The organism is Nocardia pseudovaccinii NBRC 100343 (genome assembly GCF_001613225.1).
Taxonomy (GTDB): Bacteria; Actinomycetota; Actinomycetes; order Mycobacteriales; family Mycobacteriaceae; genus Nocardia; species Nocardia pseudovaccinii.
Genome location: NZ_BDBY01000067.1, coordinates 1 through 12564, shown reverse-complemented (window position 1 = coordinate 12564; position 12564 = coordinate 1). Strand labels below are relative to the sequence as shown.

The window sequence follows — 12564 nt, the reverse complement described above, 5'->3', positions numbered from 1 at the left end:
GCTCAGCGGTCGGGCCTGTTCTACACGCCGGTGAATTGGCATCTGTCCGAGTCCGAGGCGATCTACATCGTCGAGAACTGCGAAGCCCGCGTACTGTTTTCCGCGCCCGCCCTGGCGGATTCGGCCGCGGCAATCGGTCGTGCCCTGCCCGGCCTCGAGCGGATCGCCGCGGGTGACGTTTCCGGGGTGGAAAGCCTCGACGGCGCGATCGCGGGCTGTTCGACCGATCCGATCGAGGACGAGTCCGAGGGCTACTACATGTTCTATTCGTCCGGTACGACCGGCCGACCGAAAGGGATCCTGCCCGAGATCTCCGGTCTGCCGTTCGGCGCCGGACTGCCGATCGACCACCGGATGGCCGCCGCCTTCGGCTTCGACCGCGACACCGTCTATCTCAGTCCCGGCCCGCTCTATCACGCCGCGCCGCTCGCCTGGACCATCGGCACGATTCGCAATGGCGGAACAGCCGTGGTGATGGAGAAATTCGACGCCGAACAAGCATTGCGATTGATCGAACTGCATGGCGTAACCCACGGCCAGTTCGTGCCGACCATGTTCGTGCGCATGCTCAAACTCCCCGATGCGGTGCGGGCGCGCTACGACGTATCCGGTCTGCGCGCCGTCGTGCACTCTGCCGCCCAGTGCCCGGTCGAGGTGAAAGAGCAGATGATCGATTGGTTCGGTCCCAAATTGGTGGAGTTCTACGGCGGCACCGAGGGCACCGGATTCTGCATGATCGACACCCCGACCTGGCTGACCCACAAGGGCTCGGTGGGCAAACCGCTGCGCGGCATCCCACATATCTGCGACGACGAAGGCAACGAACTGAAGCCGGGCGAAATCGGAACCATCTGGTTCGGTGACGCCGGGCAATTCTCCTATCACCGCGACCCGGACAAGACGGCCAGCGCATACAACGACAAAGGCTGGAACACTCTCGGCGACCTGGGCTACGTCGACGAGGAGGGCTACCTCTACCTATCCGGCCGCCGCACCGACCTGATCCTCTCCGGCGGAGTCAATATCTATCCCCGCGAGATCGAGGACGTGCTGACCTTGCACCCCGCAGTCGACGACGTCGCCGTAATCGGCATCCCCGACCCGGAATTCGGCCAACGCGTCCACGCCGTTGTCCAACCCGCCGCCTCCGCCACCCCAGGCCCAGACCTCGCCGCAGCACTGATCGCCTACTGCCGGGAACACCTCGGCCACTACAAATGCCCGAAATCGGTCTCCTTCGAAGCGGTGCCCCGCCTGCCCAGCGGCAAGATCCTGCGCCGCGAACTGATGAAGGCCTACAAGGAGTCTCAGCTCTGACTGCTATGCCCGCTTCAAAAGCATTGCGCCGGAGGGGACGCCGCCGCCTGCGGTGACTACCGCCAGCTGCGCGTCATCGACCTGACGCCCATGCGCATCCCCGCGCAATTGCAACATCGCCTCGCGAACGAAACCGTAGCCGTGTAGGCGACCTGCTGAGAGTTGTCCGCCGTGCGGGTTGAGGGGGAGGGGGCCGTCGAGGGCGATGGTTTTGCCGCCTGCGATGAAATCTGTTGCCTCGCCGGGGCCGCAGAAGCCGAGACCCTCGATCCAGGACAGGGCGTTGAAGGTGAAGCCGTCGTAGAGGAGGGCGAGGTCTACGTCGGCGGGGGTGCGATCGGTGCGGGTCCAGAGGTGGGCCGACGGGCCGCGGGACTGCGGGGTGTGGGTCAGGGTGTCCTGGTCCCAGCTGAGCCGTTCCAGGATCGCGGTGCCGACGGCCTCGACCAGCACAGGTGGGTGCGGGCGGTCATCGGCGGTCTCGATGGCCGAGACGACGATCGCGATCGCGCCGTCGCACGGCACATCGCAGTCGTAGAGCCCGAAGGGGGTGGTCACCATGCGGGCGTTGAAGTAGTCGTCGATGGTGAGCGGGTCGCGGTAGAGGGCTTCCGGGTTGCGGACCGCGCCCGCGCGTGCGGTGACCGCGATGGCACCGAGCGCTTCGCGCCCGACACCGTAACGGTGCATGTAATGCGATGCATTGCAGCCGATCCACTGCGCGGCCGACATGGCACCGAAGGGCGCCCGGAACTCCATCATTCCGCTCGCGCGGCCACCGTCGGGATGCCACTCACCGGACCGCAGCAGCGCGCTGTGCGATGCCTCCCAGACCGTGCGGAAGCACAGCACATGCCGACACAGCCCGGCCGCTACCGCGAGCATGGCGGCGGTAATCGAGCCGATCTGCCCCGGCACCTCTCGCGCTCCGTTGACCCAGGTCGGAGTCAGCTGCAGCGCCTCGGTGAGAGCTGTGATGCCGCCTTCGCTCAAGCCGCCGGGGACCGCACCGGGATAGGTGGACAGCCCGTCGATCTCACTCAGGTCGAGCCCGGCGTCCGCCACCGCGGCCAGGCAGGCGTCGACGGTCAGCGAGATCGGGTCGACCATGAGTCGTCGGCCCACCTGCGACTGCCCGACCCCGGTGAGTGCGACCTTGTCCTCGTACTTGCGCGGGGAAGCCATGGGCCGCAGCGCATTTCGGACCTCGCGCGGCTCAGGCAACGGCCCGGGCCCCTCGGCCTCCGGGTCGGGCTCGAACAGGGGGAGGTACAGATCATCGACCTGTTCGAAGCGCACTCGCACCCGCATCCCGACGCAAACTTCGTCCGGCTCGCACCCGACGATATTGGTGGTCAGTCGCGCCCGATCGTCCTCGGCGAGCGCGACCACCGCCACCACGTACGGCGGCGGGAACTTCGGCAACCACGCCTGATGGTTCACGCTGAACCCGACGACCACGGCTTTCCCGGAAGTCGGCGCGAGCGACACCGCGCGCCCGCGGCAGGACGGGCACACCGGCATCGGCGGATGGAAGAACCGCCCGCAGTCGGCGCAGTGCGAAATCCTGAGCACGCCGTCGGCACCGGATCGCCAGAACTCGGCGCTCGCGAGTGTCGGTTGCGGAAGCGGGCGATCCGGGGCTGACGACGTCATGATGCGGGATTCCTCGAATTTCAGTGCAGCAGTTCGATAATGGTCGCGTTGGCGGTGCCGCCGCCCTCGCACATGGTCTGCAGTCCGTACCGCAGATTCTCGCGCCGCAGTTGTGCCAGCAGCCGCGTCATCAGAATGGCACCCGAACCGCCGAGCGGGTGGCCGACACCGATCGCCCCGCCGAGCGGATTGAGCTTTTCGGCATCGGCACCGGTTTCGGCCAGCCACGCCAGCGGCACCGGTGCGAACGCCTCGTTGACCTCGAACGCGCCGATATCGTCGATGGACAGTCCGGCCTTACGCAGCACCTTCTCCGTCGCCGGAATCGGCCCGGTCAGCATCAGGATCGGGTCCGCGCCGCTCACCGCCCCGGAGTGATAGCGCGCGATCGGCGTGAGACCGAGTTCGCGTGCCCGTTCGGTGGTCGTGATGAGCAGTGCGGCCGCACCGTCGGCGATCTGGGACGAATTGCCCGCGTGGATCGCGCCGTCGGGCTTGAACGACGGTTTCAGTCCGGCCAGCTTCTCCGCCGTGGTGCCGCGGCGCAGTCCTTCGTCCACGGTGAACTTGGTCCCGTCGACCTCGATCGGCACGATGTGGTCGTCGAAGACGCCTTCGTCGATCGCCGCGGCCGCCTTGGCGTGCGAGCTCGCCGCGAACTCGTCGAGCTGAGTGCGGGTGAAGCCCCAGCGTTCGACCATCAACTCGGCGCTGATGCCCTGGTTGAAGTCGAAGTTGTCATAACGGGCCAGCACGGCGGGACCGTAGGGCTGCCCCGTGGTCCGGTGCGACCCGAGCGGAACGCGGGTCATCGTTTCCACACCACCGGCGACCACGAGGTCGTATTGTCCGGCCATCACCGCTTGCGCCGCGGAGTCGATGGCCTGCTGGCTGGACCCGCAGGCCCGGTTGATCGTCACGCCGGGCACATGTTCCGGCCACCCGGCCGCGAGTACGGCGAACCGGCCGATATTGCTCGACTGGTCGCCGATCTGAGTGACACAGCCCCACATCACGTCGTCCACGACGGCGGGATCGATCCCGTTGCGCTGCACCAGCGCATTGAGCACCTTCGCGGACAGATCGGCCGCGTGTACCGGCCCGAGCGTGCCGTTGCGCTTACCGATCGGGGTGCGGACCGCATCGACGATGACGGCGTCTCTCATATGGACCTCCTCAGTCCCGCGGGTCGGCACGGTGGCGACCCGGTCTGGTGTTGGTTGCCTCTCGGCTCGCCTGCCTGGCGGCACCGCTGTGGACGAGTTCGTCGCCGCTGCCGATGCCCCAATCCTGGAATACCGCGCGGGTGTCCGCGCCGATGGCCGGTGCGGTCGCGCCTGGTTGTGCCGGGGTAGCCGAAAACCGCGGCGCCGCAGCGGGTTGGACCACACCGTCCCGGGTGATCACACTGCCGCGTGCGGCCAGATGCGGATGGGCTGCCGCCTCGGTGAGGCCGAGGATGGGGGCGACGCAGGCGTCGGTCCCCTCGAACAACAGAGCCCATTCGTCGCGGGTGCGCTCGGCGAATCGTTCGGCCAACATATTTCGCAGCTTCGGCCAGGTCGCCCGATCGTGCTGTTGTTCCGGGTCGATGTCGAGGTCGAGCAGTTCGAGCAGCTGCCGGTAGAACTTCGCCTCCAGCGCACCGACCGCCATGTGCCGACCGTCTTTGGTCTCGTAGACGGAATAGAACGGCCAGCCGCCGTCCAGTTGGTTTACCCCGCGCTCGTCGGTCCACGCGCCACGCGCGAGTTTGGCGAAGGTGCTCGCGAGCAGATGTGCGGTGCCGTCCACGATGGCCGCGTCGACGACCTGGCCGCGGCCGGTCCGCTCGACGGCGTACAGCGCGGCGAGCACCCCGATCACCAGATAGCAACCGCCGCCTCCGAAATCGCCGACCAGATTGAGTGGGATCTGCGGTGGTCCGCCCGCGGACCCGATCGCACCCAGCGCCCCCGTGAGGGCGATATATCCGATATCGTGCCCGGCCGCGGCGGCCAGCGGGCCGTCCTGGCCCCATCCGGTCATCCGGCCGTAGACCAGCCGGGGATTGCGAGCCAGGCATTCGTGCGGCCCGATACCGAGACGCTCGGTGACGCCGGGACGAAAACCTTCGATCAATACGTCGGCACGCTCGATCAGGTCGAGCAGTGCGGCCGGACCCGACGGGTGCTTGAGATCGAGCACCACCGACCGCTTCCCGCGATCGGTCACATTGGCCGGGCCGCTCGTGTCCGGCTCATCGGCGCGCTCCGGTCGATCCACCCGGACCACCTCGGCCCCGAGATCGGCGAGGCACATCCCGGCGAAGGGACCTGGGCCGATGCCGCCGAGTTCGACCACCCGGCAGCCTGCCAGCGGTCCGCCGGACATCAGCGACCTTTCCAGATCGGTGCCCTCTTTTCCGCAAAGGCGGTGGCACCTTCGACGGCGTCGGCGGAGGAGAATACCGGCTGTGCGATGTCGACCTGCTTGGCCCAGCCCTCCGCCAGGGTCCAGTCGGAGCTGGAACGGGCGATCTCTTTGGTCGCCGCGATGGCCAAAGGTCCGTTCGCCGTAATCGTTTCGGCGAGCGCCAGTGCGCCTTCGAGCGCGCCGCCCTCCTCGGTGAGCCGATTGACCAGGCCGATCTCGGCCGCCCGCTCGGCGCCGATCGGATCACCGGTCAGCAGCAACTCCAATGCGATCGCGTACGGCACCCGCCGCGGCAGCAGCAGCGCGGCGCCGCCACGCGCGACCAGCGACCGCTTCACCTCGGGCACGCCGACGCGCGCGGTGCGGGCCGCGACCACGAGATCGCAGGCCAGCAGCAGTTCGAAGCCGCCAGCGACGGCCCAACCCTCGACCGCGGCGATCAGTGGTTTGCGCGGCGGCGTCATCGTGATCCCGCACAGGCCGCGGCCTTCGATCGCGGGGCTCTCACCGCGCAGCCACGCTTTCAAATCCATTCCGGACGAGAATGTCCCGCCTGCGCCGGTGAGCACGCCCGCCCATAACTCGTCCGACTGGTCGAGCTCGTCGACCGCGGCGGCCACCCCGGCCGCGACCCCGGCATTGAGCGCGTTCTTCGCCGTCGGGCGGTTGATCGTTATGACCTGAACCGCGCCACGGCGCTCCACAAGCACTTCGTCCGACACATCTTCTCCTTCGCACTGGCCGTCGATCGGCGCCGCTCCCGGGCCGTTCGATTCAGAACAGTATACTTAATTTGGCTAATTTTCCGAATGAATGCGTATACTGAATTCGGCGCGACGGCCCATGGTGGTCCATCGCGACGCGCTCGCTACGAGGAGGTAACCGGATGCGCCGGACGCTGTTCACCCAGGACCATGAGGACTTCCGCCTCCTGGTCCGCGACTACCTCGCCCGCGAGGTGGTCCCGGAGTACGAGCAGTGGCGCGAGGCGGGCCTGGTTTCCCGCGAGCTGTTCACCTCACTGGGCAAGCTCGGCATCATCGGCACGGCGATCGCGGAGGAATACGGCGGCGGCGGTCAGGATGACTACCGCTACAACGTGGTGCTTCAAGAGGAGTGCGCGCGGGCGGGCGTGACGCTCGGCGGGCTGCGCACCCACCTCGACATCGTCGTCCCGTACTTCCTCGGCCTGGCCGACGACGCCCAGCGGTCCCGCTGGTTCCCGGGTCTGGCCTCGGGTGAGCTCTACACCGCGATCGCGATGAGCGAACCGGGAACCGGTTCGGATCTGGCGGGCGTCGCGACCAAGGCGGTTCGCGACGGCGACCACTACGTGCTCAACGGAGCCAAGACCTTCATCACCGGTGGCTATCACGCCGACCTGGTCATCGTGGTCGCGCGGACCAGCACCGATCCGGACAATCGCCGCGCGGGCCTTTCCCTGCTCGTGGTGGAGAAGGGGATGCCGGGCTTCACCGTCGGACGCAAACTCGACAAACTCGGTCTCACCGTGCAGGACACCGTCGAGCTGTCGTTCGCCGATGTGCGCGTCCCCGTTGCCAATCTGCTGGGCGCGGAAGGCGAGGCGTTCTCCTACCTCGGCCGCAATCTGGCGCAGGAGCGGCTGGCCATTTCGGTCGGCGCGGTCGCGCAGGGGCGGGCCGCGCTCGAGATGACCATCACCTACGTCCGGGACCGGACGGTATTCGGCAAACCGGTCGCGCACTTCCAGAACACCAAATTCGAACTCGCGGCCATCGCCGCCGAGGTCGAGGCCGCCCAGACCATGCTCGACGCGGCCATCACGGCATTGGTCGCGGGCGAGTTGAGTCCCGTCGACGCGGCCAAGACCAAGCTGTTCTGCACCGAGATGCAGGGCCGTGTGGTCGACCGCTGCCTGCAACTGCACGGCGGCTACGGCTACATCCTCGAATCCCCGATCGCCAGGCTCTATGCCGATGCCCGGGTGAGCCGCATCTACGGCGGCACCAGCGAGGTCATGAAGACCATCATCAGTAAATCCCTTGGCTTATAAGGAGTTTGGTATGCACATCGACGGTTCCTCGGCACTGGTCACCGGTGGCGCCTCCGGGCTCGGCCTGGCCACCGCGCGTCGGATCATCGACCGCGGCGGCCGCGTCGTCCTCGCCGACATCTCCGAGGAGCAGGGCGCCAAGGCCGTCGCCGAACTCGGCGACGCGGCACAGTTCGTGCGCGCGGATGTGACCGACGAGGCCGAGATCTCCGCCGCCCTCGATGCCGCCGAAAAGAGCGGTCCGCTGCGTTTCGTCGTGCACTGCGCGGGCCGCGGCGGCGACCGGGTCCGGATCATCGACCGCGATCGCAACCCCGGTGACCTTGCGACCTTCGCCGAGGTCGTGCGGATCAATCTGATCGGCACCTACAACGTGCTGCGCCTGGCCGCCGCCCGGATGGCGGCGAACGAAATCGTCGACGGCGACCGCGGTGCCATCGTCCTCACCGCATCGGTCGCCGCGTTCGACGGCCAGATCGGGCAGACTTCCTACACCGCCTCCAAGGCGGGCGTGCACGGCATCACCTTGGTCGGGGCCCGGGATCTGGCCAGCTGGCAGATCCGGGTGAACACCATCGCGCCGGGCATCATGGACACCCCGATGCTCGCCCGGCTGCGCGACGACATCCGCGAGGGCCTGGCCGCCACCGTGCCGCATCCCAAGCGTCTCGGTGACGGTGACGACTACGCCCGCCTCGCCGTCGAAATGCTGGAGAACCCCTACCTCAACGGCCAGACCATCCGGCTCGACGGCGCCATCCGCATGGCCCCGCGCTGACCGCCGCATCGATCGCAACCATGGAGGAGCCAGGTGACTCTCACGTTCACCGAGGAGCAGGTCGAGACCGATGAGCAGTTCCGGGCGCGCCTGCGGGCGTTCCTGACCGACCATCACCCCGGCCGTCGGCCCAAGGATCCGGCCGAGCGGCTGGCCTGGCAGAAGGCTTGGCTTGCAACGCTTTTCGACGCCGGATACGCCGGTCCGAGCTGGCCGCGGGAATACGGTGGGATGGGCCTGAGCTTCGGCCGTCAGGTGATCTACCAGGAGGAGTACGCGCGGGCCCGGGTCCCGGGCCCGCTGGGGACTGGGCTCGGCATCGCCGCGCCGACGATCATCAAATACGGCACGGCCGAGCAGAAACAGCGCTTCCTGGCTCCGATGTTGCGCGGCGATATGGTTTGGGCGCAGGGCTATTCCGAGCCGGGCGCCGGATCGGATCTGCCCGCGCTGCGCACCTCGGCGCGGCTGGAGGGCGGCGGTCCCGATGATCCCGATGCGGAATATGTGGTCAACGGACAGAAGGTGTGGAACAGCGCGGCCGAAATCGCCGACATCATCTTCACCCTGGTCCGCACCGGTCCGCCGGGATCGCGGCAGGAGGGGATCAGCTATCTGCTGATCGATGCGCACGCGCCCGGCGTGAGTGTGCGGCCGCTGCGCGACCTGACCGGCGACGCGCACTTCTGCGAGATCTTCTTCAGCGATGTGCGGGTGCCGGTCGCCGACCGGATCGGCACGGAAAACGGCGGGTGGCCGCTGGTGCGCACCAGCCTGGGCCATGAGCGCGCGGCCGGGGCGATGAACCAGGCCGCCATGTACCGCCGCGTACTCGACGAGCTGATCGAGCTGGCGCACGAGCGCGGTGCGACCTCGGATCCACTGGTGCGTGATCGCTTGGCGGACTTCGAGATCCGGGTGTCGATCATGCGGCTGACCGGGATGCGCACCATTGCCGACATCATGGCCAAGGGGGAGCCGGGGCCCGCATCGTCGACATCGCGGTTGTTCATCGTGACCTTCGAACAGGACCTGCACGAATTCGCCGTCGATATGCTCGGCGCCTACGGTGTGCTGGATCGGCGCGATCCGCATGCCGTGCAGCGCGGCCGCTGGGTGTGGGGCTTTCTGCGCACCCGGGCCTCGACGATCGGCGCGGGAACCGCGGAGATCCAACGCAATACCATCGCCGAACAGGTGCTCGGACTGCCGCGCGATCCGGCGATGCCGTCGGTTGGGCGGACCCGATGAGGGCGGCGCGCTGCACCGAATACGGTGCGCCCGGCGGACTCTCGGTCGTCGAGCTCGATGATCCTCAGCCCGGTCCCGGCGAAGTGCTGATCCGGGTACATGCCGCTGCGGTCAACTACCCGGATGTACTGCTCATCGCGAACAAATATCAGGTATCCCTGCCGCTGCCCTTCACCCCTGGCAGTGAATTCGCCGGTGTTGTAACAGCGTTGGGTCCAGGGGTGTCCGGCCCGCCGGTGGGTTCGCCGGTGGCCGGAGCGGTGATGGGCGGTGCGTTCGCGGAACAGGTCGTGGCGCCCGCTGCGGGGTTGCGCCCGATTCCGGACGGTCTCGATATGGTCCACGCCGCCGCGTTCCACGTCACCTACGCCACCGCCTACCACTCGCTGGTCACCATCGGCGAGGGAAAAGCGGGTGAGTGGGCGGTGGTGCTCGGCGCCGCGGGTGGAGTCGGCACGGCCACAGTCGATGTCGGCACCCGGCTGGGGTTGCATATGATCGCGGCCGCGTCGAGCGAGGATCGGCTCGTGGTCGCGCGCAAGCTCGGCGCCGAGGCCGGAATCGATTATGTCCGTGCGGATCTGAAGCAGCGGTTGCGCGAAGTGACCGGCGGCGAAGGTGTCCACCTGGTGATCGATCCGGTGGGCGGCGACTACTCGGAGGCCGCCCTGCGCGGACTGCGGCGCGGTGGCCGGTTCGTCACGGTCGGTTACGCCGACGGCAAGATTCCAAGCATTCCGCTGAATCTCGTACTGCTCAAAGAAGCGACCGTGCGGGGTTTCGAGATCCGGATGTTGCGCCAGTACGCCAAAGATGCTGTGGCAGCGGGTGATCGCGCGCTCGCCTCGATGGTTCGCGACGGAATGCGCCCGCTCGTATCCCAGGTCCATTCGCTCGCCGATATCGCTACCGCGTTGACCGATGTGGCCGAACGCCGCACCACCGGAAAGATCGTGCTCGCTATGACCGCTGGCTGAACCGCATCGCACAGGGGTGGCACCACCGTGCCACCCCTGTCGAAGCGGGTCACGCCGTAAGGGCGTTGGCGCGGGATTCCACGATATCGGCGAGGGCATTCATCGCCTGGCCCGCGACGATGCCGCCGTCGACCGGCAGTATCGTGCCGGTGATGTAGCCGGACCGGTCACCGGCCAAGAACACAGTCGCCTCGGCGATATCGGTGGCCGAGCCCTCGCGCCGCAGCGGTCGGATGGTCTTGATGACCTCGCGCAACTGCTGGGTCATATCTTCCCCGTCGGTGAGATGGGCGAGGGTGCTGCCCATGATCGGGGTCGGAATCGCGCCCGGCGCAATGCAATTGACCCGGATGCCGTGGGCGGCGAGGTCGATGGCGGCACATTTGGTGAAGTGGATGACCCCGGCCTTCGCCGCGCGATAGGTCGCCTCGCCCGCGCCAGCCTGGATGCCGCCGATGGAAGTCGTGTTGATGATCGAGCCACCGCCGTTTGCGGCCATATACCGGGCCGCGTGCTGGGTGCCGAGCATGACGCCGAGCAGATCGACGGCCATCACCCGCTGGAAGTCGTCGAGCGGGTCGTCGAGGAAGTGGGGGTACATCACGGTCGGAATACCCGCGTTGTTCAACATGATGTGCAGTCCGCCGAATTGCTCCACCGTGTAGGCGATCAGCGCTTCGATCTGCGCGGAATCCGCGACGTCGGTCTGCTTGAACAGCACCTCGGGCCCGTACTCGGCGGCCACGGCGGCACCCTGTTCGGAGTTGATATCGGCGATGACGACGCGAGCGCCCTCTTCGACGAATTTGTCGACGGTCGTGCGCCCGATTCCCGATGCGCCGCCGGTGACGATGGCAACCTTGCCGATCAGTTCCTTTGTCATGGTGATCAATACCTTTCGTGTGCTACCAGGTGACCGGTAGTGCGTTGACGCCGTGGGCGAAGTGGTCTTCTTTGAATTCGATGTCGTCGAAGGCGGCGGCCAGCCGGAGGGTGGGGATGCGGCGGTAGAGAGTGCCGTAGACGACCTGCAGTTCCACCCGGGCCAGCTGCTGACCGACGCACTGATGGATGCCGAACCCGAAGGCGTGATGTTGGCGCGCCTGCCGGTGCAGGTCGAGCGATTCGGGTTCGGGGAAGACATCCGGATCCCAATTGGCTACCGGCAGCGGCACGACGATGCCGTCGCCCGCGCGGATGACCTCGCCACCGACCTCGATATCTTCCACCGCGATTCGGCGCAGTCCGTGCTGGGCGATGGACAGATAGCGCAGCATCTCCTCGACGCCGCCCGCGACGACCTTCGGATCGTCGCTGTCGCGGAATACCGCGAGCTGCTCCGGATTCCGCAGCAGCGCCAGGGTGCCGAGGGCGATCATATTCGCGCTGGTGTCGTGTCCGGCGATGAGCAGTACGACGCCCATCTGCGCGGCCTCGTGCACGGTGACCTCCCCGGCCGCCACCCGCTCGGCGAGCTCGGAGATCCAGCCTTCGCCAGGGGAATCCATGTGTGCGGTGATGAGCGCGGCGAGGTACTCCAGAATTTCCGTGGACGAGCGTGCGTTCTCTTCCGGCGTGGCATTGCGGTCGACGGCGACGCCCGCGTGCCGGTGGAAGAACTCCTTGTCTTCATAAGGGACACCGAGCAATTCGCAGATCATCAGCGACGGCAGGGGCAGCGCCAGCGCGGTGACCAGGTCGGTCGGGTTCGGGCCCGCCAACATATCGTCGATCAGGTCATCGGTGATCTGCCGGATCGCCGGACGCAGCGCCTCGACCCGCTTGACGGTGAACGGGAAGGTCATTAGCCTGCGGAACCGGCTGTGTTCCGGAGCATCGGAATTGAAGATGGTCAGCGGGCGATGGTCGACGGTTTCGGCCATGCCCTGGTTCTGATGCGGGAAGCCGGGACGTCGCTCGTCGGCGCTGAACCGCGGGTCGGACAGGACCACCCGCTGTTCGGCGTGGCCGGTGACGAACCAGTGCGTGTTCCCGTCCCAGATCCGCACCCGGGATAGCGGTTTCGCGGCCTGCAGTTCGCGCTGCCGCTGCGGCGGCCCGAACGGGCAGCCCGCGGTCCGTGCCATCGGGAATTCGGGCAGGTCCGCGGCAATTATGGACTCGGACATGGGTTT

11 protein-coding genes are annotated in these 12564 nt (G+C 67.4%); 5 read left to right on the top strand and 6 right to left on the bottom strand.

Features of this window, described 5'->3' with window-relative positions; all coding sequences use genetic code 11:
- A partial coding sequence (locus NP3_RS07655) for an AMP-binding protein (protein ID WP_084508307.1) occupies positions 1 to 1317 on the top strand: 1317 nt, incomplete at its 5' end.
- A gap of 3 nt (positions 1318 to 1320) precedes the next feature.
- Here the strand turns inward: NP3_RS07655 and NP3_RS07650 are convergent.
- From NP3_RS07650 to NP3_RS07635, 4 genes are read right to left on the bottom strand one after another with little or no spacing between them, the layout of a single operon-like run.
- Positions 1321 to 2973: a thiolase C-terminal domain-containing protein gene (locus NP3_RS07650; protein WP_063039158.1), complete on the bottom strand. Its 1653-nt coding sequence runs from the start codon at positions 2971 to 2973 to the stop codon at positions 1321 to 1323.
- Between the two features lie 20 nt (positions 2974 to 2993).
- Complete coding sequence (locus NP3_RS07645; RefSeq protein ID WP_063039163.1) at positions 2994 to 4139, bottom strand: thiolase family protein; 1146 nt, start codon at positions 4137 to 4139, stop codon at positions 2994 to 2996.
- Between the two features lie 10 nt (positions 4140 to 4149).
- On the bottom strand, positions 4150 to 5346 hold the full coding sequence (locus NP3_RS07640; RefSeq protein WP_063039157.1) for a CaiB/BaiF CoA transferase family protein: 1197 nt from the start codon (positions 5344 to 5346) through the stop codon (positions 4150 to 4152).
- On the bottom strand, positions 5346 to 6110 hold the full coding sequence (locus NP3_RS07635) for a crotonase/enoyl-CoA hydratase family protein (protein ID WP_063039156.1): 765 nt from the start codon (positions 6108 to 6110) through the stop codon (positions 5346 to 5348). Before NP3_RS07635 ends, NP3_RS07640 begins: the two co-directional genes overlap by 1 nt.
- A gap of 164 nt (positions 6111 to 6274) precedes the next feature.
- Here NP3_RS07635 and NP3_RS07630 point away from each other — a divergent pair, with 164 nt between their 5' ends.
- From NP3_RS07630 to NP3_RS07615, 4 genes are read left to right on the top strand one after another with little or no spacing between them, the layout of a single operon-like run.
- On the top strand, positions 6275 to 7423 hold the full coding sequence (locus tag NP3_RS07630) for an acyl-CoA dehydrogenase family protein (RefSeq protein ID WP_063039155.1): 1149 nt from the start codon (positions 6275 to 6277) through the stop codon (positions 7421 to 7423).
- Positions 7424 to 7433: 10 nt separating this feature from the next.
- Positions 7434 to 8201 carry an SDR family NAD(P)-dependent oxidoreductase gene (locus tag NP3_RS07625; RefSeq protein WP_063039153.1) on the top strand — a complete coding sequence of 256 codons (768 nt, stop codon included), beginning with the start codon at positions 7434 to 7436 and terminating at the stop codon, positions 8199 to 8201.
- A gap of 33 nt (positions 8202 to 8234) precedes the next feature.
- Positions 8235 to 9452: an acyl-CoA dehydrogenase family protein gene (locus NP3_RS07620; RefSeq protein WP_063039151.1), complete on the top strand. Its 1218-nt coding sequence runs from the start codon at positions 8235 to 8237 to the stop codon at positions 9450 to 9452.
- Complete coding sequence (locus NP3_RS07615) at positions 9449 to 10429, top strand: NADPH:quinone oxidoreductase family protein (RefSeq protein ID WP_063039149.1); 981 nt, start codon at positions 9449 to 9451, stop codon at positions 10427 to 10429. The genes NP3_RS07620 and NP3_RS07615 overlap by 4 nt, the downstream gene beginning before the upstream one ends.
- Before the next feature lie 49 nt (positions 10430 to 10478).
- On the opposite strand, the gene NP3_RS07610 is transcribed toward NP3_RS07615, so the two are convergent.
- Positions 10479 to 11312, bottom strand: coding sequence for an SDR family NAD(P)-dependent oxidoreductase (locus tag NP3_RS07610; protein WP_063039161.1), 834 nt, complete (start codon positions 11310 to 11312; stop codon positions 10479 to 10481).
- Positions 11313 to 11334: 22 nt separating this feature from the next.
- Positions 11335 to 12558 carry a cytochrome P450 gene (locus NP3_RS07605; protein WP_063039147.1) on the bottom strand — a complete coding sequence of 408 codons (1224 nt, stop codon included), beginning with the start codon at positions 12556 to 12558 and terminating at the stop codon, positions 11335 to 11337.
- Positions 12559 to 12564: the final 6 nt, after the last annotated feature.

Bases quoted from the DNA above. Each gene is read 5' to 3' on its own strand.
- NP3_RS07650 (WP_063039158.1), bottom strand. From the start codon at position 2,973: ATGACGTCGTCAGCCCCGGATCGCCCGCTTCCGCAACCGACACTCGCG.
- NP3_RS07645 (WP_063039163.1), bottom strand. From the start codon at position 4,139: ATGAGAGACGCCGTCATCGTCGATGCGGTCCGCACCCCGATCGGTAAG.
- NP3_RS07640 (WP_063039157.1), bottom strand. From the start codon at position 5,346: ATGTCCGGCGGACCGCTGGCAGGCTGCCGGGTGGTCGAACTCGGCGGC.
- NP3_RS07630 (WP_063039155.1), top strand. From the start codon at position 6,275: ATGCGCCGGACGCTGTTCACCCAGGACCATGAGGACTTCCGCCTCCTG.
- NP3_RS07625 (WP_063039153.1), top strand. From the start codon at position 7,434: ATGCACATCGACGGTTCCTCGGCACTGGTCACCGGTGGCGCCTCCGGG.
- NP3_RS07615 (WP_063039149.1), top strand. From the start codon at position 9,449: ATGAGGGCGGCGCGCTGCACCGAATACGGTGCGCCCGGCGGACTCTCG.
- NP3_RS07610 (WP_063039161.1), bottom strand. From the start codon at position 11,312: ATGACAAAGGAACTGATCGGCAAGGTTGCCATCGTCACCGGCGGCGCA.
- NP3_RS07605 (WP_063039147.1), bottom strand. From the start codon at position 12,558: ATGTCCGAGTCCATAATTGCCGCGGACCTGCCCGAATTCCCGATGGCA.